The organism is Streptomyces nidicola (genome assembly GCF_050106155.1).
Taxonomy (GTDB): domain Bacteria; phylum Actinomycetota; class Actinomycetes; order Streptomycetales; family Streptomycetaceae; genus Streptomyces.
Genome location: NZ_JBNBPI010000001.1, coordinates 7,958,249 through 7,978,981, shown reverse-complemented (window position 1 = coordinate 7,978,981; position 20,733 = coordinate 7,958,249). Strand labels below are relative to the sequence as shown.

Annotated in this window: 21 protein-coding genes; 10 read left to right on the top strand and 11 right to left on the bottom strand. The window is 71.5% G+C overall.

All coding sequences use genetic code 11. The annotated features are described in order from the left end of the window. Positions 1 to 7 precede the first annotated feature (7 nt). Positions 8 to 736 (top strand): lysophospholipid acyltransferase family protein, encoded by a 729-nt coding sequence (locus tag ACOKM3_RS36005; RefSeq protein ID WP_426905435.1) that lies wholly within the window; start codon positions 8 to 10, stop codon positions 734 to 736. 1 nt (position 737) lies between these two features. Here the strand turns inward: ACOKM3_RS36005 and ACOKM3_RS36000 are convergent, their stop codons facing one another. From ACOKM3_RS36000 to ACOKM3_RS35975, 6 genes are all read right to left on the bottom strand, one after another. Then, positions 738 to 1,337, bottom strand: a complete 600-nt coding sequence (locus ACOKM3_RS36000; protein WP_426905434.1) for a transglutaminase domain-containing protein — start codon at positions 1,335 to 1,337, stop codon at positions 738 to 740. Positions 1,338 to 1,423: 86 nt separating this feature from the next. Then, positions 1,424 to 2,494: a threonine aldolase family protein gene (locus tag ACOKM3_RS35995; RefSeq protein ID WP_426905433.1), complete on the bottom strand. Its 1,071-nt coding sequence runs from the start codon at positions 2,492 to 2,494 to the stop codon at positions 1,424 to 1,426. Further along, a complete protein-coding gene (locus tag ACOKM3_RS35990; protein WP_327664762.1) occupies positions 2,491 to 3,252 on the bottom strand; it encodes an SDR family NAD(P)-dependent oxidoreductase in 762 nt (253 codons plus the stop codon). Before ACOKM3_RS35990 ends, ACOKM3_RS35995 begins: the two co-directional genes overlap by 4 nt. Positions 3,253 to 3,284: 32 nt before the next feature. After that, a complete protein-coding gene (locus tag ACOKM3_RS35985; protein WP_426905432.1) occupies positions 3,285 to 4,694 on the bottom strand; it encodes a DUF6421 family protein in 1,410 nt (469 codons plus the stop codon). An 81-nt stretch (positions 4,695 to 4,775) separates the two neighbouring features. Further along, positions 4,776 to 5,792, bottom strand: coding sequence for an alpha/beta hydrolase (locus ACOKM3_RS35980; RefSeq protein WP_426905431.1), 1,017 nt, complete (start codon positions 5,790 to 5,792; stop codon positions 4,776 to 4,778). 82 nt (positions 5,793 to 5,874) lie between these two features. Further along, positions 5,875 to 7,005, bottom strand: coding sequence for an LLM class flavin-dependent oxidoreductase (locus ACOKM3_RS35975; RefSeq protein ID WP_426905430.1), 1,131 nt, complete (start codon positions 7,003 to 7,005; stop codon positions 5,875 to 5,877). Between the two features lie 157 nt (positions 7,006 to 7,162). Here ACOKM3_RS35975 and ACOKM3_RS35970 point away from each other — a divergent pair, with 157 nt between their 5' ends. The 4 genes from ACOKM3_RS35970 to ACOKM3_RS35955 all read left to right on the top strand — a co-directional run bounded on the left by ACOKM3_RS35970 (position 7,163) and on the right by ACOKM3_RS35955 (position 9,294). Next, a complete protein-coding gene (locus tag ACOKM3_RS35970; RefSeq protein ID WP_426905429.1) occupies positions 7,163 to 7,690 on the top strand; it encodes a nitrobindin family protein in 528 nt (175 codons plus the stop codon). Positions 7,691 to 7,730: 40 nt separating this feature from the next. Further along, positions 7,731 to 8,345 (top strand): PadR family transcriptional regulator, encoded by a 615-nt coding sequence (locus ACOKM3_RS35965; protein ID WP_426905428.1) that lies wholly within the window; start codon positions 7,731 to 7,733, stop codon positions 8,343 to 8,345. Positions 8,346 to 8,422: 77 nt separating this feature from the next. Then, positions 8,423 to 8,548 carry a hypothetical protein gene (locus tag ACOKM3_RS35960; RefSeq protein WP_403714593.1) on the top strand — a complete coding sequence of 42 codons (126 nt, stop codon included), beginning with the start codon at positions 8,423 to 8,425 and terminating at the stop codon, positions 8,546 to 8,548. 62 nt (positions 8,549 to 8,610) lie between these two features. Further along, positions 8,611 to 9,294: a glycerophosphodiester phosphodiesterase gene (locus tag ACOKM3_RS35955; RefSeq protein WP_426905427.1), complete on the top strand. Its 684-nt coding sequence runs from the start codon at positions 8,611 to 8,613 to the stop codon at positions 9,292 to 9,294. 9 nt (positions 9,295 to 9,303) lie between these two features. On the opposite strand, the gene ACOKM3_RS35950 is transcribed toward ACOKM3_RS35955, so the two are convergent. Then, complete coding sequence (locus ACOKM3_RS35950; protein WP_426905426.1) at positions 9,304 to 9,837, bottom strand: GNAT family N-acetyltransferase; 534 nt, start codon at positions 9,835 to 9,837, stop codon at positions 9,304 to 9,306. Between the two features lie 80 nt (positions 9,838 to 9,917). Here ACOKM3_RS35950 and ACOKM3_RS35945 point away from each other — a divergent pair, with 80 nt between their 5' ends. Further along, positions 9,918 to 10,310 carry a VOC family protein gene (locus ACOKM3_RS35945; protein WP_426905425.1) on the top strand — a complete coding sequence of 131 codons (393 nt, stop codon included), beginning with the start codon at positions 9,918 to 9,920 and terminating at the stop codon, positions 10,308 to 10,310. 240 nt (positions 10,311 to 10,550) lie between these two features. Then, positions 10,551 to 11,981: an NAD(P)/FAD-dependent oxidoreductase gene (locus tag ACOKM3_RS35940; protein ID WP_426905424.1), complete on the top strand. Its 1,431-nt coding sequence runs from the start codon at positions 10,551 to 10,553 to the stop codon at positions 11,979 to 11,981. Between the two features lie 196 nt (positions 11,982 to 12,177). Here ACOKM3_RS35940 and ACOKM3_RS35935 read toward each other — a convergent pair whose 3' ends face one another. Further along, positions 12,178 to 13,560 carry a sulfatase family protein gene (locus ACOKM3_RS35935; protein ID WP_426905423.1) on the bottom strand — a complete coding sequence of 461 codons (1,383 nt, stop codon included), beginning with the start codon at positions 13,558 to 13,560 and terminating at the stop codon, positions 12,178 to 12,180. Between the two features lie 93 nt (positions 13,561 to 13,653). Next, positions 13,654 to 15,051 carry an MFS transporter gene (locus ACOKM3_RS35930; RefSeq protein ID WP_426905422.1) on the bottom strand — a complete coding sequence of 466 codons (1,398 nt, stop codon included), beginning with the start codon at positions 15,049 to 15,051 and terminating at the stop codon, positions 13,654 to 13,656. 416 nt (positions 15,052 to 15,467) lie between these two features. Between ACOKM3_RS35930 and ACOKM3_RS35925 the strand changes: the two genes are divergently transcribed. Genes ACOKM3_RS35925 through ACOKM3_RS35915 form a run of 3 tightly spaced genes read left to right on the top strand, consistent with a single transcriptional unit; the run spans position 15,468 to position 18,270 of the window. Next, positions 15,468 to 16,583 carry a Gfo/Idh/MocA family protein gene (locus tag ACOKM3_RS35925; RefSeq protein ID WP_426905421.1) on the top strand — a complete coding sequence of 372 codons (1,116 nt, stop codon included), beginning with the start codon at positions 15,468 to 15,470 and terminating at the stop codon, positions 16,581 to 16,583. After that, entirely contained in the window at positions 16,580 to 17,521 is a 942-nt protein-coding gene (locus ACOKM3_RS35920) for a DUF6807 domain-containing protein (RefSeq protein ID WP_426905420.1), read from the top strand. Before ACOKM3_RS35925 ends, ACOKM3_RS35920 begins: the two co-directional genes overlap by 4 nt. Then, the gene (locus ACOKM3_RS35915; RefSeq protein ID WP_426905419.1) at positions 17,515 to 18,270 is read left to right on the top strand and encodes a cupin domain-containing protein; all 756 of its coding nucleotides are present in this window, start codon (positions 17,515 to 17,517) and stop codon (positions 18,268 to 18,270) included. The genes ACOKM3_RS35920 and ACOKM3_RS35915 overlap by 7 nt, the downstream gene beginning before the upstream one ends. A gap of 84 nt (positions 18,271 to 18,354) precedes the next feature. Here the strand turns inward: ACOKM3_RS35915 and ACOKM3_RS35910 are convergent, their stop codons facing one another. Both ACOKM3_RS35910 and ACOKM3_RS35905 read right to left on the bottom strand, forming a co-directional pair. After that, positions 18,355 to 18,891 (bottom strand): MarR family winged helix-turn-helix transcriptional regulator, encoded by a 537-nt coding sequence (locus ACOKM3_RS35910; RefSeq protein WP_426905418.1) that lies wholly within the window; start codon positions 18,889 to 18,891, stop codon positions 18,355 to 18,357. Between the two features lie 56 nt (positions 18,892 to 18,947). Beyond that, the gene (locus ACOKM3_RS35905) at positions 18,948 to 20,657 is read right to left on the bottom strand and encodes an FUSC family protein (RefSeq protein ID WP_426905417.1); all 1,710 of its coding nucleotides are present in this window, start codon (positions 20,655 to 20,657) and stop codon (positions 18,948 to 18,950) included. Between the last annotated feature and the right edge of the window lie 76 nt (positions 20,658 to 20,733).

Below are 20,733 nucleotides of genomic sequence, written 5' to 3'. Positions count from 1 at the left end.
CCCCTCCATGGCAGAGCTCGTCTACCCTCCGGTCATCGGCGCCGCCCGCACGATGTTCAAGGCGCTCGACCTGAAGATCGACCTCAAGGGCTCGGAAAACATTCCGCGTACCGGTGGAGCAGTCCTGGTCAGCAACCACATCAGCTACCTGGACTTCATCTTCGACGGCCTGGCGGCCCTGCCGCAGAAGCGTCTCGTCCGCTTCATGGCCAAGGAGTCGGTCTTCCGGCACAAGATCTCCGGCCCGCTGATGCGCGGCATGAAGCACATCCCGGTGGACCGTTCCCAGGGTGAGCACGCCTACCAGCACGCGCTGCGGTCGCTGCGCTCGGGCGAAATCATCGGCGTCTTCCCGGAGGCGACGATCTCGGAGTCGTTCACGCTCAAGAGCTTCAAGACGGGCGCCGTGCGCCTGGCCCAGGAGGCCGGCGTTCCGCTGGTCCCGATGGCGCTGTGGGGCACGCAGCGGCTGTGGACCAAGGGCCGCCCGAAGAACTTCAAGCGGCAGCACATCCCGATCACGGTCCGTGTCGGCGAGGCCATGGAGGCGCCGAGCGACCAGTACGCGGGAGCGATCACGCGCCGCCTGCGCACGCGCATGCAGGAGCTGCTGGAGGCCGCGCAGCGCGCCTACCCGGTGCGTCCCAAGGGGCCGGACGACACGTGGTGGATGCCGGCGCACCTGGGCGGCACCGCCCCGACCCCGGAAGAGGTCAAGGCCGCCGAGGCCGGCTGAGTCACGCCGGGAGCGCGTCCGGAAGGCGCTCCCACAGATACGGACGGTCCGGCGCGCCGCGCAGCGCGTCGAGCACCGCCGGGTTCGGCGCGTCGTGGAGCGCCGGATAGTCCGCTTCCCCGGCCTCGACGTCCGGTATCCACGCCAACCGCTCCCCGTCGAGGGAGAATTGGGCGTCGACGCCCGGCTTGTTCCCCCGGCAGTCCTGCCGGTGCCACGCACCGCGCAGCCTTACGGCCACGAGGCCGTGGACGCACCAGCCCGTGCCCGCGTCGTGCGTCAGCCGCTGGTAGCAGAGCGCGGTCGGGATGTCCTCGGCCCGCAGCAGCGCCGCCAGCGCGTGCGCCTTCGCGTGGCAGATTCCGGTGCCCTTCTCCAGGACGTCCGACGCCCGCCAGGTGACGCGCGGGTCCCCGCTGTCGGCGGAGTGCGGGATGGTGTCCCGTACGAATTCGTAGGCGGCCCGAGCGTATGCATATGAATCGGGGACGTCGCGCGCGAGGCGCGCCGCGGTCGCCCGTACGAGCGGATGATGATGGTCGATGACGTCGTCGGCCGCCAAGTACGCGGACAGATCGGGGTTCTGCTGGATCAGCTGCATGGCACGCGAGCATAGGAATGCAGCCAACCGTTCGTCAATAGAATTACGGTCGACCGCATACCTATGCGGATTCGGTGGCGGGGTGACTACCGGGCCATCTCCTCCTTGAGGGCCGCCACGAAGGAGTCGATGTCCTCCTCGCGCGTGTCGAAGGCGCACATCCAGCGCACGTCACCGGCCGCCTCGTCCCAGAAGTAGAAGCGGTACTTCTTCATCAGGCGCTCGGAGACGTCGTGCGGGAGGCGGGCGAACACGCCGTTGGCCTGCACCGGGTAGAGGATCTCGACGCCGTCGACGGCGCGGGCGCCCTCGGCGAGGCGCTGGGCCATCTCGTTCGCGTGCCGGGCGTTGCGCAGCCACAGGTCCTTGGCGAACAGCGCCTCCAACTGCACCGAGATGAAGCGCATCTTGGAGGCCAGCTGCATGGACAGCTTGCGCAGGTGCTTCATGTGGCGCACCCGGTCCTGGTTGAGGACGACCACGGCCTCGCCGAACAGCGCGCCGTTCTTGGTGCCGCCGAGCGACAGGATGTCGACGCCGACCGCGTTCGTGAACGTCCGCATCGGGACGTCGAGGGACGCGGCCGCGTTGGATATCCGGGAGCCGTCGAGGTGCACCGTCATGCCGCGCTCGTGGGCGTGCTCGCAGATCGCGCGGATCTCGTCCGGCGTGTAGAGCGTGCCGAGCTCGGTGGACTGGGTGATCGAAACGACCTGCGGCATCGCCCGGTGCTCGTCGTCCCAGCCGTACGCCTGCCGGTCGATCAGCTCGGGGGTGAGCTTGCCGTCCGGGGTCGGCACGGTGAGCAGCTTCAGGCCGCCCATCCGCTCGGGGGCGCCGCCCTCGTCCACGTGGATGTGCGCGGACTCGGCGCAGATCACCGCGCCCCAGCGGTCGGTGACCGCCTGGAGCGCGACGACGTTGGCGCCCGTGCCGTTGAACACCGGGAACGCCTCGGCGGTCGGGCCGAAGTGGCTGCGGATGATCGTCTGGAGATGGTCCGTGTACTCGTCCCCGCCGTACGCGACCTGGTGCCCGCCGTTGGCGAGGGCGAGCGCCGCCATCACCTCGGGATGGCCTCCCGCGTAGTTGTCACTGGCGAACCCCTGCGTGGCGGGGTCGTGATGCCGGCGGGCATCGGTCTTCGGAGGGTTCACGGCTTCTCGGTCAGCCACAGACGGGTCCCGTTCAGTTCGGCGGCGGGCCGCTCCCAGACACCGGTGATGGCCTCGGCCAGCTCCGTGACGTCCGTGAAGCCCGCGAACTTCGCGTTGGGGCGTTCGGCGCGCATCGCGTCGTGCACCAGCGCCTTGACCACCAGGATCGCAGCCGCCTGCTGCGGTCCCGCCTCGCCCCCCGCCTTGCGGAAGGAGTCGCCGAGCGCGAGCGTCCACGCCTCGGCGGCGGCCTTGGACGCGGCGTACGCGGCGTTGCCCGCGGTCGGCTTGGAGGCGCCCGCCGCGCTGATCAGCAGGTAGCGGCCGCGGTCGCTGCGGGACAGGCCCTCGTAGAACGCGAGGGACGTGTGCTGCACCGTGCGGATCAGGAGCTTTTCGAGCAGGTCCCAGTCGGCGAGGTCGGTGTCGGCGAAGGTCGCGCCGCCGCGCCAGCCGCCCACCAGGTGCACGAGGCCGTCCACGCGGCCGAAGTCCTTCTCGATGCGTCCCGCCCAGTCGCGGGTGGCGTGCAGGTCGAGCAGGTCGACGTTGTCGCCGATGACGGTGGCGCCGCCGTGCGCGTAGCGCGCCTCGTCGACGGCCGCCACCAGGCGCTCCGCGTCCGCGTCGGCCCCGATCACCGTGGCGCCCGCCTCGGCGAGCCGCTTGAGGGTGGCCTTGCCGGCCGGTCCGGCGGCTCCGGCGACCGCGATCACCGCACCGTCCAGCGTGTCCCTGGTCCCGTTGGTGTCGGTCATGACAGTCGCCTCCTGCTGCTCTTCGCCGTGGCTCACGCGGCCACCTTCTCGGCACGCTCCGCAGTGATCCCCTTCGTAGAAGCGATCACGGTCTTCAGCTTCTTGGAGAGGGCCTCATAAAACATGCTGAGCGGAAACTCGTCGGGAAGCACCTCGTCCACGAGTTTGCGCGGCGGCAGGGACGTGTCCAGGGCGTCGGGGCCCTTCGCCCAGGTGGAGCCCGGGTGCGGGGACAGATACGTGGACACCAGGTCGTACGCGGCGAACCAGTGCACCAGCTTCGGGCGGTCGATGCCGTCGCGGTACAGCTTCTCGATCTCGCCGCACAGCTGGTTGGTCACCTCGGGGGCGCGCTTCCAGTCGATGTGCAGCTTGTTGTCCGTCCAGCGCACCACGTCGTGCTTGTGCAGGTACGCGAAGAGCAGCTGGCCACCGAGACCGTCGTAGTTCTTGACGCGGTCGCCGGTGACCGGGAAGCGGAACATCCGGTCGAAGAGCACGGCGTACTGCACGTCGCGCGCCTGCGGGACGCCGTCGGCCTCCAGCTTCACGGCCTCCTTGAAGGCGGTGAGGTCGCAGCGCAGCTCTTCGAGGCCGTACATCCAGAACGGCTGGCGCTGCTTGATCATGAACGGGTCGAAGGGCAGGTCGCCGTGGCTGTGCGTGCGGTCGTGGACCATGTCCCACAGCACGAACGCCTGCTGGCAGCGGTCCTGGTCGGCGACCATCGCCTCGATGTCCGCGGGCAGTTCGACGCCGAGGATGTCGACGGCGGCCTCGGTGACGCGGCGGAAGCGGGCCGCCTCGCGGTCGCAGAAGATGCCGCCCCAGGAGAAGCGCTCGGGCGCCTCGCGCACGGCGATCGTCTCCGGGAAGAGCACCGCCGAGTTCGTGTCGTACCCGGAGGTGAAGTCCTCGAAGGTGATGCCGCAGAACAGCGGGTTGTCGTAACGCGTCGCCTCCAGCTCGGCGAGCCACTCCGGCCAGACCATGCGCAGCACGATGGCTTCCAGGTTGCGGTCCGGGTTCCCGTTCTGCGTGTACATCGGGAAGACGACCAGGTGCTGGAGGCCGTCCCGGCGCTGCGCGGCGGGCTGGAAGGCGAGCAGCGAGTCCAGGAAGTCCGGGACCTCGAAGCCGCCCTCCGCCCAGCGGCGCAGGTCGCGCACGAGTGCCTCGTGGTACGCCGCGTCGTGCGGCAGCAGCGGCGCGAGCTCCTCGACCGCGGCTATGACACGGCCCACGATCCGCTCCGCGTCGGCCTTCGCCGGGGCGCCTTCGGCCTCGAAGTCGATCGATCCGTCCTTGCTCTGCAAGTGCCGGAACTCCTCCACGGCGTCCTTGAGCAAGGGCCAGGCCGGGTGTTCCACCACCCTGGGTCCGACCACCTGGACCGGAGAATCCGTCTCCTCCGCGCCAGCCTGCACAAGAATTTCCGTCATGTCCCAACCTCCACGGGAGAACCTCGCGTAAGGACACCGTATGCGCGCGAGGTTCTCGACCACAAGGGGGGTCTCGGGAAATTATCCTGCGTTACCCCCTAGATCACCGCTGTTTTTCCTGTGACGGGCGGTAGCCGCAATCACCTCTGCCGCGCCCGCCAAGGCCTGCCGGGAGTCCTCGAGGAGTTCGGGGAACCCGAAGAATCCGTGGAACATCCGCGGGAAGTGGCCCTCCGTGACCGCGACGCCCGCGTCCCGCAGCGCCTTGCCGTACGCCCGGCCCTCGTCGCACAGCGGGTCGCAGCCGGCGGTGACGATGTGCGCGGCGGGCAGCCCGGCGAGGCTCTCCGCGAGGAGCGGCGATACGCGGGGGTGGGCGGGGTCCCCGTCCGCGCCCAGGTACTGCTCGCGGAACCAGCCGCAGTGGGCGGCGGTGAGGAAGTAGCCCTCGGCGTTGGCGTCGAAGGAGCCGGACTTCTGGCGGGCGTCGGTGGCCGGGTAGACGAGGACCTGGCGCGCGATGTCGGGGCCGTCCTCGTCGCGCGCGATCTGTGCGACGACCGCGGCGAGATTTCCGCCCGCACTGTCGCCCGCCACGGTCAACGCGCCTGGATCGGCGCCCAGTTCGGGCGCGTGGTCGGCGACCCAGCACACGGCGGCGTACGCGTCCTCGACGGCGGCCGGGAACGGGGCCTCGGGCGCCAGCCGGTAGTCGACCGATACCACGACGGCGCCCGCGTCGCGGCACAGCCGGCGGGCGGTGTGATCGTGGCTGTCGAGGTCGCAGATGACCCAGCCGCCGCCGTGGAAGAAGACGACGACGGGGCGGGGTTCCGGCGCCGCGTCCGGCTCCGTGTCCGGTTCCGGCAGGTACACGCGCACGGGTATCGCGGGCGCACCCGGCGGCCCGGGTATCTCCCGGTCCTCGACGGCCCCCACCGCGGGCGCGGGGAACGGCGACTCCGGGGCGGCGGCGAGGATCCTGCGGGCCTCTGCGGCGTCGGTGACGGTGCCCCCGAGGTCGGGGAACGCGGCGGCGATGGCGTCGACGAGGGGCCGGGCCTCGGGGGCGAGGCGGTCGACCGGGTCGGGGGTCATGGGCAGCTCCTGGGTCGGTGTGACGGTGGTGAGGGTGGGCCCGATGCGGGGTGGCCGACGGATTCCTGCCCAGCGGCGGGCGTCACGCACCGTCCTCCCCGCGGAAGTGCGGGATCACCTTCTCGCCCCACTGCCGCAGCGTCTCCATGCACGCCTCCTGCGGCACCGTGCCCATCTGGATCAGGCACATGATCTCGTCGGCGCCCGCCTCACGAAGGCGCTCGACGTAGGCGATGGCGTCGTCGGCGGTGCCGTACGCGTGGTCGGCGTTGAAGGTGGCCGTGGCGGTGGGGCGGACGGGGATGTGGTGCTCGTGGAGGCGGGCGACCACCTGCTCGGCGGCCCTGCGCATCTCCTCCGCCTCGTCCGCCCCCTCCACGACGGCCTCGTCGGGGATGCCCGCGCCGCCGTACCAGTGCCCGATGGACTGCGCGAAGAAGCGCTGGCCGCGGATGCCGATGCTGCGGGCCGTCTCCCGGTCGTCGAGGACGATGGTCGGGCAGAGCACGGAGAAGTGGTCGTTGACGACCGAGGACACGAGGCGCTCAGGGGTGCGGGCCGCGACCGCCGCGTCGTAGGCACCGCGCATGTCGGCGATCGCCTCAGGGCCCGCGAAGCCCATCACGAGGGCGCCTACGCCGAGTTCGGCGGCCTGGCGCAGCGTCTCCGTACGGCTGCACGCGAGGAACAGCGGCGGGTGCGGGGTCTGCGCGGGGCGGGGCAGGATCGGGTGCGGGTCGATGTCGAGGAGCGGGCCGTGGTGCTCCAACTCGTCCTTCTCCCACGCCTTCCCGATGATCCGCAGCGCCTCCTCGACCTCCTGCGTGGTCCGCTCCTTGTCGACGCCGCACAGGGACGTCTCCTGCGTGGTGCCGCCGCGCCCCGCCCCGAGGTCGAGCCGACCGCCGGACAGCAGGTCGAGCATGGCGGCGCGTTCGGCCACGCGCGCGGGGTGGTTGAAGTTGAACGGCATGCACACCACGCCGTGCCCGACGCGGATGCGGGAGGTGCGCGCCGCGACCCAGGTCAGGAAGATCTCCGGCGCGGACATGTGCGCGTACCACTTAAGGGAGTGGTGCTCGACCGCCCAGATCCGGTCGAAGCCCATCTCCTCGGCGAACACGGCCTGTTCGACGCTGTCGCGCAGCAGTTGGTGCTCGCGCTCGACGGTGGGGTCGGCGAGCTGGGCCTCGAAGATGACGCTGAACTTCACGGTTCCCTCCCGGGGACTGAACTGGGTGCCATATGACTAATAGCTATATGACGGGCCGTCAGAGAAGGGAAGGGTCGCGACGGTCCCGACAGCCGGCCCGGGCACGTTCGGCACGCTCTACGCTTCTCCGGTAACCCCCTAGCCCCAGGAGCCACCCGTGTTCGACCCCGCGCCCGCACCCTCGTACCCGTACGGCGAGACCCCCGAGCCGCACCCGCTGCTCGCGCCCGTCCTCGGCCTCCTCGGCAGCTGGCACGGCCGGGGGCGCGGCGAATACCCCACCCTGGACGGCGACTTCACGTACGCGCAGGAGGTCACGTTCAGCCACGACGGCAGGCCGTTTCTGCGGTACGAGGCACGGGCCTGGCTGATCGACGCCGATGACGCCCCCGTGCGGCCCGCGGCGCGGGAGAGCGGCTGGTGGCGGATTCAGCCCGAGGGCCGCGTCGAGGCGCTGATCACGCAGCCCACGGGGATCGCGGAGGTCATGGTCGGCGCCGCCGCCGAGGGCACGGTCGAGCTCGCCACGCACACCGTGGGCCTCACGCCCACCGCCAAGCACGTCGAGGCGACGGGGCGCCGCTACACGCTCACCGACGACGGCACCCTCGCGTTCACCCACGACCTCGCGGCCGTCGGCCAACCCCTCCAGCACCATCTTTCGGCCCGGTTGCGCCGGAAGTAGCTCTTGCGCCCGTGACCTCCGCTGGCTTCAATGCGGAGCCATGCCGACCTCGCCGCTGCCGCCGACCGCCTGGGCCGTGCTCGGGCTGCTGTCCTTCCCGCCCGGCGAGCGGACCGGGTACGAGCTGAAGAAGTGGGCGGACGCGTCGCTGCGCTTCTTCTACGGCTCCCCCGCCTTCAGCCAGATCTACGCCGAGCTGCGCAGGCTGGAGCGGCTCGGCTACGCCACGTCCAGGCGCTCGGGCCCGGAGGAGCCGCGCACCAAGCGCACGTACGCCATCACGCGCGCGGGGCGGGACGCGCTCGCCGCGTGGGCGGCCGACGACCGGGACCCGGCCGCCGTGTCGCTGCGGCACCCGGTGCTGCTGCGCGTATGGCTGGGGCACCTCGCCGCCCCGGGACGGCTGCGCACGCTCGTCGAGGAGCATGTGGCGCGCACCGAGGGCGAGTTGAAGGAGCTGCGGGACGCGCTCGCGCGGGCGGAGGGCGTGGAGGCGTGGGCGCACCCGCAGATCGCGCTGCGCTGGAGCGAGCGGCACCTCGCGGCCGAAGTCGAGCTCGCGAGGGGCATGTTGGCGGACCTGGACGCGCTGCCCGCCGCCCTACCTGACGCCCCCGAAGTCAACGCCGACGGAGACGCGCCCACCACCGGGTGAGCGGACTCGCGCCGAGGGTGACCTGCCCGGTAGGACGGTCGGCACCCCTGCCCGTACCGTCCGGAGGCGCATCCGCCGTGAGTACCCGTGCCGTCCTCGTCGCCGCCGTGATCACCGGACTGATCCTCGGTGTGGTGGGCACCAGAACCCACGACTCCGGTCCTTCTCGCAGGCACGGTTCCCTGACGCAGACGGCCCGTTAGTGTACGAGTCTGTCGCGTCCGCGCGGCAGCACAGAGCCGCAGTCGACGGAGGCGAGACGACCTTGAACTTCCTCACCATCGGGCATCGCGGAGCCATGGGTCTCGAACCCGAGAACACCCTGAGGTCCTTCGTCGCCGCCGAGCGCGGGGGACTCGACATCATCGAACTCGACCTGCACCTGAGCAAGGACGGCGCGCTCGTCGTCATGCACGACGCAGACGTCGACCGGACCACGGACGGCCACGGGCCGATCGCCGAGAAGACCCTCGCCGAGATCCGCGGCCTCGACGCCGGGCGCGGCGAGCGCGTGCCGGTCTTCGAGGAGGTGCTCGACGCGGTCGCCACCCCGCTGCAGGCCGAGATCAAGGACACGGCGGCGGCGCGGGCGCTGGCCGATGTGATGCTGAGCCGCGATCTGGTGCACCGGGTCGAGGTGATCTCGTTCCACGACGAGGCCATCACCGAGATCGCCCGGCTCGTGCCGGGCGTGCGCACGGCGCTCGTCGCCAGCCGCTACGGCACGGGCGTCGTCGAGCGGGCCGTCACGGCGGGGGCGACGACGCTGGTGCTCAACATCCGGCGGCTCACGCAGGAGATCGTCGAGCACGCCCGCAAGGCCGATCTGCGGATCATCGGCTGGGTCGTGAACACCCAGGACGATCTGCGGCTCGTGCGGGCGCTCGGCCTCGACGGCGCGACCACTGACTACCCTGAGATCAAGCGCACGGGCCGCTTCACCGCGTGACCTTTGGGCCTATGCGAGCGGCTTGACCAGCAGTTCGAACCTCAGGTCGTCGCGCTGCGGGATACCGAAGCGCTCGTCGCCGTACGGGAACGGGGTGAACCGTCCCGTACGGCGGTAGCCGCGGCGCTCGTACCAGGCGATGAGCTCCTCCCGCGCGTCGATCACCGTCATGTGCATCTCACTGACGCCCCACGTCTCGCGGACCGTGCGCTCGGCCTCCGTGATGATCGTCTTGCCGAGGCCCGCGCCCTGCTGGGCGGGGCTGACCGCGAACATGCCGAAGTAGGCGTGCTCCCCGCGGTGCTCCAGCTGGCAGCAGGCGACGACCGCGCCGTCCCGCTCGACCGTGAGCAGCCGGCTGTCGGGGTCCTCGATGACCTCGAGCACGCCCTGCGGGTCGGTCCGCTGCCCCTGAAGGATGTCCGCCTCCGTGGTCCAGCCGGTCCTGCTGGAGTCCCCTCGGTAGGCCGACTCGATGAGGGCGACGAGCACGTCGACGTCCTCGGGCCCGGCGTCACGGAAGACGAGGTCGACGGTGGTCATGGGGCGGGCCTCCAGGGTGCGGGACGGCGGGCGTGCGGGACGCCGTCGAGGTTAACGCGACGGCACTACGCTGCGTCGGCATGGTTCACGTACTGAGCAGCAGGGTTCTGATCCGGCCGACCGATCCCGAGCGGTCGCGGGCGTTCTACGGGGAGGCGCTGGGCCTCGCGGTGTACCGGGAGTTCGGCACCGGGCCCGAGCGGGGCACGGTGTATTTCCTGGGCGGCGGTTTCCTGGAGGTGGCGGGCCGCTCCGCGGAGCCTCCGGTGCCGAGCCTCAAGCTGTGGATGCAGGTGGCCGATGTGCGCGCGGCGCACGAGGAGCTGGCCGGGCGGGGCGTCACGGTGGTCCGGGAACCGGTCGAGGAGCCGTGGGGCCTCGTCGAAATGTGGATCACGGATCCGGACGGCCACGAGATCGTCCTCGTAGAGGTGCCCGAGGAGCATCCGATCCGGTACCGGCCGGGGATCTGAGTCGCCCTCTGGATGCCCTCCTCGCCCGAACGGCCTAGGCGGTGGAGCCCCGCCCAAGGGGTCGTTCGGGTGCGGTGGGGCGCGGGTCGCGTGTCTCGTACGGTTCCCGCGAACGCATGCGGTGATCCGGCCGGGGGCAGAGGATGGCGTGAGTTCGGGATTCGGGTGTGCCGAATCCGGATACGCAGGGATCGACGACGCCCACCGGTCCCACGCAGCCCACCCCAGGAGAGATCCGACATGACCACTCCGCGGAACACCAGCGCTTCCCGTACGTCGTCCGTCCCCCGGATCCTGATCATCGGCGCGGGATTCGCCGGGATGGAGTGCGCGCACAAGCTGGAGAAGGAGCTCAAGCCAGGCGAGGCGGTGCTGCGGCTCGTCAGCCCCACCGCGCACCAGCTGTATCTGCCACTGCTTCCGCACGTGGCCTCCGGCGTACTCACCCCGCAGTCCGTGGCGGTGCCGCTGCGCAGGATGCTGCGGCGCACCCAGATCGTGCCGGGCGGCGCGATCGGCGTGGACCCGCAGGCGAAGGCCGTCGTCGTACGGAAGATAAACGGCGAGGTCAGTGTCGAGAACTACGACTACCTGGTGCTCACGCCGGGCAGCGTGACGCGCCAGTTCGACATCCCGGGCCTGGACAAGTACGCGGTCGGCGTGAAGACGCTCGCCGAGGCGGCCTGGATCCGCGACCACGTGATCACGCAGCTGGACCTGGCGGCGGCCAGCTCCGACCCCGCCGAGCGCGAGGCGCGGCTGCAGTTCGTGGTGGTCGGCGGCGGCTACGCGGGCACGGAGACGGCCGCGTATCTGCAACGGCTCACGACCGCCGCGGTCAAGCGCTATCCGGGGCTCGACCCGGCGCTCATCAAGTGGCACCTGGTCGATGTGGCGCCCAAGCTCATGCCGGAGCTGGGTGAGCGGCTCGGCGACAAGGCGATGGACATCCTTGAGCGGCGCGGGCTACACGTCTCGCTCGGGGTGTCGGTGGCCAGCGTCACCGAGGACACGGTGACGCTCACCGACGGGCGCGAGCTGCCCTGCCACACGCTGATCTGGACGGCGGGCGTCGCGCCCAGCCCGCTCGTGGCGACCCTCGGTTCGGAGACCAACCGCGGCCGGCTCGTGGTGACGCCCGAGCTGACCGTGCCCGGCCTCGACGGAGTGTTCGCGCTGGGCGACGCCGCCGCCGTCCCGGACATCGTCAAGGGCGGCGACGCGATGTGCCCGCCGACCGCGCAGCACGCGATGCGGCAGGGGTGGGCAGCGGCCCGCAACATCCTCGCCTCGGTCCGCGGCAAGCCGCTGGCGCCCTACCGCCACAAGGACCTCGGCCTCGTCGTCGACCTGGGCGGCATCCAGGCCGTGTCGAAGCCGCTGGGCATCCAACTGACCGGCCTCCCCGCCCAGGTCGTGGCGCGCGGCTACCACATCGGCGCGCTGCGCACCCTGACGGCACGGTTCCGTACGGCGGCCAACTGGACCCTCAACGCGGTCGCCGGCGACGACTTCGTCCGCACCGGCTTCCAGCGCCACCGTCCCGCGACACTCAGGGACTTCGAGATGACCGACGCGTACCTCTCGCCCGAGGAACTGCAAGAGGTGATCGCGGCGCGGGTCGACGGCCGCTCGATGTCCCCCGAAAAGCCGGAACTCCCGATCACCTGACCCAGCGTCATGAGGAGGGCGGGCGCAGCGTGGTCGTCGCGTCGACGCGCAGCGTGGCACCGGCCCGCAGACTCATCGCGTCCGCCATGTACTCCGCGAGCGGCAGGCCGCCGGGGCAACTGCACTGGGCAGACGTGGTCGAGGTCGGGGTATCCGCTGCCCTGGCCGGTCGACGGGCGGGCTCGGCGTCCCGGCGTCATCCCACCGCCGGAGCCCTCGTCAACAGCTCCCTGGCGTACGCGTAGCTCGGCGAGGGCACCGGGCCGTTCAGGAGCGGGTCGGCGGTGTCCGTCATCCAGTGGAGCAGCCGGCCGCGCAGTTCCTCCAGTGTGTCCCGGTACTCCGGGTCGTCGGCGAGGTCGACCGCCTCCCACGGGTCGCTGTGCAGGTCGTACAGCTCGAACTTGCCGCTGGGCCAGCCCATGTGACCGGCGTGCGGCGTCGAACGAGGGCGCCAGGACTGGGTGGCCGCGGCGGTGTGGGCCAGGGCGTGGTCCAGGTTGACGATCAACTTGAAGCGGTCGGAGCGCACACAGCGGCGGGGATCGTAGTAGTTGTGGTACGTCAACTCACCGAAGATGACGTCCCGTTGAGCCGCGCCGTCCTCGCCGGACAGGGCTCTGGCGAGGCTGTGTCCGTGGAGGTTCGCCGGCGCCTCGACGCCGGCCGCCTCCAGCAGCGTAGGGACCAGGTCGACGTTGCTGACCAGGTCGTCGACCACACGGCCGCCGCCCCAGCCGAGCCCGGGCGCCCGGACGAGCAGGGCCGTCTCAAGTCCCGGGTCGTACAGCGTGCACTTGGCGCGGGGCAGCGCCAGGCCGTGGTCGGTGGTGAACACGGTGACGGTGTTCTCGGTCAGACCGAGGGCATCGAGGTGGGCGAGCACGCGGCCCACCGCGGCGTCCATGTAGGCGACCGCGCCCTGGAGTTCGGCCACCTCCTCGTGGGCGCCCGCGTCCTCGCGCAGGTAGCCGGGGACGGTGACGCCGAGGGAGTCGTCCGGTTCCATGTGATCGCCGGTGAAGCCCATGGTGACGCCGTCGAAGGTGCGGCTCGGCAGGCGGTGCGGTTCGAGGAAGCCGACCTGGAGGTAGAACGGCTGCTCGGGGGTCGCGGCGCGCTCCGTGAGCACCTCGACGGCGCGGTCGGCGACCAGCTCGGCGCGCTGGTCGATCAGTGCCTCGCCGAGGGTGTCGACGGTGTCGAAGCCGAGCCGCTCGGCCACTTCGGCGTCCGGCCGGACCAGGGACTCGTGATGGATGCCGATCAGATCGGTGCGGTATCCGGCGGCGCGCAGCAGCTCGGCGATGTGCCGCTCGTCCTCGTACAGGTCCCAGCGGTGGTGGGTCAGGCCCATGACGCCTGTGCTGTGCGGGTAGCGCCCGGTGAACAGCGCGGCCCGCGACGGGCTGCACTGGGGCGCCGTGCAGAAGGCGTTGGCCAGGCGCACCCCGTCGGCGGCGAGTCCGTCGAGCGCGGGGGTGCGCACCGTGGGCACGCCGTAGCAGCCGAGGAAGCGACCCAGGTCGTGGGCGTGCAACAGCAGGACGTTGGGGCGCGGGTTCGGCTGCTTCGGCACTGCGGTGGTCCTCTCCGATCGTTGTCCGGCCCGGCGCCGACGCGGGTTCACGTCGGCGCCGGGCCGTGGTTCCTGGCGGTCAGTCGTCGCGTATCACTTGCCCGCCCTGCGCAGCTTCTCGTACTCCTCGCGCGGCAGCGGCGTCGCGTCCGACCGGCCGAGCTGGTCGAGCGGGACGCGGTACGTCTCCGGGGACTTCCACGTCGCAAAGGAAGCAATGACCGTGATGCCGAGGCAGAAGGTGCCGATGGTGAGCGGCACGTTCGAGGAGCCGGGCGGCGCCACCATCGTGAAGATCGTCGGCAGGAAGGCGATGAGCGCCAGGCCGACGTTCTGCGAGAGCGCGAAGCCGGTGACGCGGCGGTGGGCCGGGAACTGCTCCTGGAAGAAGCAGGCGAACGTGGCGTTCCAGGCCTGGTAGGCCACACCCCAGGACAGCATCGCGAGGACGAAGGTCAGCGGCACGTTGTTGGCGCTGACCGCCCACAGGTAGGGGTAGCACAGCACACCCGCCAGCAGACCGCCGCCGATCATGATGGGGCGACGGCCGAAGCGGTCGGAGAGACGGCCGAAGACCGGGACGACGAAGAAGCCGGCGATGTTCGCGGCGATCTGGATCCAGAGGTACACGCTCGTGCTCATGCCGACGCCGTAGCCGGACTGCGTCGCGTAGGCGCCGCCGAACACCGAGACGGTGACACCGATGACGTTGACGAGCGTCATGCAGACCGCGCGGAGGATCTCCCGCCAGTTCTCCCGGAACGCCTCGACGAGCGGCACCTTGTGCGCCTGCGGGTCGGTCTCCTGCTGCTCCTCGAAGGTCCTGGACTCCTCGACACGCCGCCGGATCAAGTAGCCGGCGACGACGACCACCGCGCTCAGCAAGAACGGGATGCGCCAGCCCCAGGACTTGAACGCCTCGTCGGACAGCAGCATCGACATGGGCAGGAAGATCGCGGCGCCGAGGATCTGGCCCACGACGGTTCCGTGCAGGGCGAAGCTCGCGAGGAAGCCGCGCCTGCCGTGCGGAGCGTGCTCGATGATCATCGCGCTCGCCCCGCTCAACTCCCCCGCCACCGCGAAGCCCTGCACGAGGCGGACGAGGGTCAGCAGGATCGGAGCGATGATGCCGACCTGTCCGTACGTGGGCAGCAGGGCCACCGCGAAGGTGGAGATACCCATCAGGAACATGGCCAGGACCAGGACGTTCTTGCGACCCTTCTTGTCCCCCCAGTGGCCGAGAACGGCGGCGCCGATGGGCCGCGCGACGTAGCCCACCGCGTAGGTGCCCAGGGACGCCAACACGGCGATGGTCGCGTTGCCCTCCGGGAAGAAGATCCCCGGGAAGACGAGCGCCGCCGCCTGGGCGTAGATGAACCAGTCGTAGTACTCGAGGGCACCGCCGACCCAGCCGCTCGCCGCGGCCTTCCGCCACATCGCCCGTCCGGCAGCGGGCGCCTGTGCGGTACGCGACTCCTTTGACGCGGTCACACTCATAGCTCTCCTCGGTGTGGTGTGGTCACCGCGGCAATGGAAAGCGCTTTCGAAACGTACAGCCGGAACGGCATTTTGAAACGCTCCATTGTTGGCGGCTCGCCCGCGGCGGCAAGCTGCTGGAGGCGGGGCTCGCGGCACCCGCACTCGACAGTGGCAGACGGTCGCACCCGACGACCGTGACCCGCAGACGGCTCCCATACGAACCCGCCGTGGAGGCCCGTGTCAATGGATTCCGGCGGCTTTCCCGGCAAGGAAGGGAAATGACTGAGTCGTTTCAAAACCATGGCCGCATCTGGGCGCGCGCCCCGCGGCCGCACCCCCGCGCCCCCTTGTCCGGACCCACGCCCCCCGCTTAGGGTCGTCCGCAACGGAAAGCGCTTTCCCCCGATAGCTCTCCGCGAGGAACCCGCATGCCAAGCCCCTCCCGCCAGGGATCCCGTCTGCGTGCCGCCGTCGTCGGCACGGGCGCGATCGTCACCGGTAGCCACCTGCCCGCCCTCACCTCCCTGCGCGACCGCGTCGAACTCGTCGCCGCCGTCGACGTGGACCAGGACCGACTCGACGGATTCCGCGCCCAGGCCGCCGAGGCCGGATTCGCGGACGTCTCCGTGCACACCGACCTGACCGCGATGCTCGAAGAGGCGAGGCCCGATCTCGTCCTCATCGGCACCCCGCCGGTGTTCCACCGCGAACAGACCGTCGCGGCGCTCAAGTCCGGCGCCTGGGTGCTGTGCGAGAAGCCGCTCACCCTCTCCCTCGCCGAGTACGACGAGATCGCCGCCGCCGAGGAGGCCAGCGGCGCCTACGCGTCCGTCGTCTTCCAGCACCGCTACGGCTCGGGCGCCGTGCACGCCCGCTCGCTGCTCACCGAGGGCACACTCGGCCGCCCGCTCGTCGCCCACTGCCAGACGACCTGGTACCGCAACACCGCCTACTACGAGGTGCCGTGGCGCGGTAAGTGGGCCAGCGAGGGCGGCGGCCCCGTGATGGGCCACGGCATCCACCAGTACGACCTGATGCTGCACCTGCTCGGCGAGTGGACCGAGATCCGGGCGATGGCGGCCCGCCTGGTGCACGACACGGAGAGCGAGGACGTGTCGACCGCGCTCGTCCGCTTCAAGGACGGCGCCCTCGGTACGGTCGTCAACTCCGTGCTCTCGCCCGACGAGACGAGCCGCATCCGCATCGACTGCGAGAAGGCCACCGTCGAGCTGACCCACCTGTACGGGCACAGCAATGACGACTGGCGCTACACCCCGGCCCCCGGCGCCGCTCCGCCGCCCCCGCCCACCGCCGACGTACCCAGCTCGCACACCGCGCAGCTGACCGCGCTGCTCGACGCGTACGACGCCGGCACCCGCCCGCCCGGCAGCGGCCAAAGCGCCCGCAGCACGCTGGAGTTCGCCGCCGCGCTGTACAAGTCGGCGTTCACCGGTGCCACGGTCGCGGCCGGCGAGATCGGCCCCGGCGACCCGTTCTACGCCGCGATGCACGGAGACCACCCGGATTGGAGCCCGAAGCAGTGAGCAGCGCCGAGAATTCGCTCGAGGTCGTCCACACCCACGGCGACCGCGTCGTGGTGCGCTCCACCGCGACCGGTACGGACCTCTTCTCCTACGTCTACAAGCCGGACCCGGACGCCTTTGAGGCCCGCAAGCCGTACGTGCATCCGCTGCGCACCCTGTCCGGCAACCTGGTCTCGGGATACCGGCCCAATGACCACCGCTGGCACAAGGGCCTGCAGATGACGGCGAGCCACCTCTCGGGGCAGAACTTCTGGGGCGGCAACTGCTATGTGCACGGCGAGGGTTACCTCCCGCTGCACGACCGCATCGGGTCGATGCGGCACGACGGCTTCGACGCCGTCGAGGCCGGTGCCGACGAGCTGAACCTCACCGAGCGCCTGACCTGGATCGAGAACGGCGGCGACGAGTGGGCCCGTGAGCGGCGCGGGGTGCGGGTGCACTCGGTGGACCCGGACTCCGGTTCGTACGCCATCGACTGGTCGATCGAGCTGACCAACACCCGTGCCGACGGCGAGGCCCTGCGCTTCGGCTCGCCGACCACGGCGGGCCGCGAGATGGCCGGCTACACGGGTCTGCAGTGGCGCGGGCCGCGCGACTTCACGGGCGGCAAGGTCTTCGGGCCCCAAGGGGGCGCCTCCGACAGCGAGTTGATGGGGACGCAGGGTCCGTGGCTGGCGTTCACGGGCGAGCACGACGACGTGGACGCGCACTCCACGCTGGTCTTCGAGCACGCTCCGGAGAACGGGGAGGCGATCCACGCCTCGCACTGGTTCGTGCGCTCGCAGCCGATTCCGACGGTCGCGTTCTCCTGGGCGTTCTTCGAGGAGTTCGCGCTGCCGGCGGGTGAGACGTTCCGCTACCGGTACCGGATCGTGGTCGCCGACGGCGCGTGGGACACGGAGCGGGTCGCCGCCCGTCTGAAGGAGCTCCCGTGGTGAGCCCGGACGCCTCGGGCCTCGACCGGCCGCTGCCCGGCGGGATCGGCCTCTCCCACATCTCCGCGTACGACTGGCAGGCGGCGGACGGCGTCTGCGGCGGCAGCCCGCATCTGCACCTGGTGTGCACGGAGGCGTACGTCGTGACGGGCGGGCGCGGCGCGGTGCAGACGCTGAGCCCGGACGGCTACCGGGACACGCCCCTGGAGGCCGGTTCGCTCGCGTGGTTCGAGCCGGGCACGGTGCACCGCATGGTGCAGGGCGAGGATCTGCGGATCACGGTCCTGATGCAGAACAGCGGGCTGCCCGAGGCGGGCGACGCGGTGTTCACGTTCCCGCCGGAGTACCTGGCGGACCCGGAGAAGTACGCGGCCGCGGCGGCGCTTCCCGCCCCGGCGGGTCCCGAGGCGGAGGCGGCCGCGCGCCGTCGCCGGGACCTCGCGGTCGAGGGCTATCTGCCACTGCGCGAGGCCCTGGAGGCGGGCGACGCGGAGCCGCTGCGCGCGTTCCAGCGGGCGGCCGCCGCCCTGGTCCGCCCGCGCGTGGCCGCGTGGCGCGAACTGTGGCGCACCGGCGCCCTGGCCGCGGCCGAGCGCACGGGCGCCCAGCTCGACGCCCTGGAGAAGGGCGACGCGGACGCCTACCTGTCCGCGTCGACCACGCACACGTCCACGCCGACGCGCCATGGCGGCCTGGGCATGTGCGGCCGGCGCGAGGAGTACGGCATCGAGGGGGCGACGGTGCCGCGCTGAGCGCGGCGCACGTACGCACGTATGCGAAGGGCCGTCGGTGGGATGCGTATCCCTCCGACGGCCCCTGTGCGCGCCCGGACGGCCTCAGTGGGGGCCGTTCCCCAGCCGCCCCTCCAGCTGGAGCAGCAACTCCCCCAGCAGGGCGCCGAGTTGTGCGTCCTTGCCCTCACCCAGACCCGAAAGGACCGCCCCCTCGTACGCGAGTTGACTCGGCAGGATCTCGTCGACGAGGGTCCGGCCCTCCTCCGTCAGGCTGAGGTGGGAGACGCGGCGGTCGCGGGTGTCGCCGCGGCGGGAGACGAGGCCGCGTTCCTGGAGCTGCTTGAGACGCTTGGTGACGGCGGCGCCGGAGGCGAAGGTCTCGCGGGCGAGGTCGCCGGGAGTGAGTTCGCGACCGGTCCTGCGCAACGTACCCAGCAGGTCGAACTCGGCCCTGGTCAGGCCCGCGTGCCGCAGCGGTGCGTCCTCGGCCTGCTGGAGCAGCGCGGCGCACCGGTTGATGCGCCCGATGATCTCCATGGGGCCTGTGTCGATGTCGGGGTGCACGGCCTGCCACTGCCGTACGACGGACGACACGATGTCGAGCGGCTCCGTTGCCGCCGCGCCTTGCTGCGTGCTCATTCCTGCCTGACCGGACCTTCCTCATCGGCCGAACGCTGTGCGTCCGCCACTATCCGCTACTGCTGGGCGCCCGCACCACTCGGGGAGGCGGGCTGCTGGGCGCCCGCACCACTCGGGGAGGCGGCGACGCCCGCCTCTGCGGCTTGCCGGCGCACCGTGGCCGCGAGCGTACGGTGCCCGGACTGTTCGGCGGCGAGCACCCGCTCCTCGGGCAGGGCGCGCTGCCACCACTCGCCGGCCGCGGTGTCGGCGGCGGCGCGCAGTTCGACGAGTGCGGCGGTGAGGCCGCGGCGGGCCGTCTCCAGCGCGGCGTGGCCGGGGGCGGGCAGCGCGAGGGTGCGCTCGGCGGCCTCGCGGGCGGTGTCGCTCGCGGTGAGTGCCTGCTCGATGCCGTCCGTGGCGCGCCGGTTGGTGACCGCGATGGCCGCGACGACGCCGAGCACGGCGCCGACGAGGGTGTCGATGACGCGGTCGCCGATCAGCTCGCCGGGCTCCTGGTAGCGGGCGAATTCCGTGACCAGCAGCGCCATCGGCGTGACGCACAGGCTGCCCAGCCAGTAGTTGCGGGTGATGAGCGCCTCCGCCCCGAAGGCGCAGGCGAGGCAGCACAGCACGAGGGCGAGCCGGCTGGCGTGGGCGAGCGGGACGACGGCGGCGAAGACGAGGACACCGGCGATGTTGCCGACGACGCGCTGGATGCCGCGGTTCCAGGACAGCGTGAGGTTGGCCTGGTAGATCGACGCGGCGGTGACGAGGGCCCAGTAGGGGCGGCCGACGCCGAGGGCCAGCGAACCGTATCCGGCGAGCGCGCAGCCGACGAACGTACGCAGAACGATGGGCAGCAGCGGGGAGCCGGGGCCGATCCGGCGCCACAGGCAGGGCTTGCCGCCCGCGAGCTCGGCCTCGATGCCGAGGAGTTCGTCGTCCATCCCGGCGATGCGCGCGGGCCGCGGCACCGAGCCCGCGCCGCGCAGACCGCCCGCCCAGGCGCGCAGCCGGCCCGCGTCGGCGTCGCCGGGTGCCGCGATGGCGACCTCGGCGCGCAGCACGAGCCGCTCAAGGGCGCGCCGCGCCTCCGTGCGCGCCCCGGTGGCGAGCAGCGACTGCCACGCGGCATGCACGGCCGCGGCCGCCGCGCCACGGGCAGGCGCGTGCTCGGGCCGCTCGACGTACGCGGCGGCGGCGTTCAGCGCGCGGGCGGTGGCGCGGCGCTCGGGCCCGTGGGGCCGGACGAGGGCGGGGGCCATGCCCACGATCCAGGACACGGCGCCGGCGGCGAGCGTCAGCGCGAGGTGGCCGGGCACCTGCCCGAGCTGCTGCGGCGCGAACAGGGTCGCGGAACTGATGAACGTGAAGATCAGGTGTCCCGGCGGGCCGATCCGGGTGGCGTCGCACAGGCCCTTCTGCCCGGCGGCGAGCAGCGCACCGATGGCGACGAGGACGGCCGCGGACGAGGTGAGCGAGGCGGAGACCATCGCGACCGCGACGCTCGCGAGCATGCCGACGACCACCCATGCGAGGGCACGCGCGCGTGCCGCGTACGGGAGGTTGTGCCCGTACAGGGCGCACAGGCTGCCCGCCATCGTGTACATCGCCAGGTCGAGCCGGCCCAGGGCGAGCAGCGCCATGTTCGGTATCGCGGTCGCGACGACGACGCTGGTCGCGGGCTTGAGCCAGACGTCGGACGGCTTGTTGAGGCGCAGCACTCCGGTGAGTGGGAGGCGATGGACGGCGGGGGTGCGAGGTGACGGTGGTGTGCTGCTCATAAGGAAACTTTAGCAGGTGTTTTACCTGTAAATGATTCGCGCGACCATTCATGCTCCCCTGCGCCGCCATACGCCC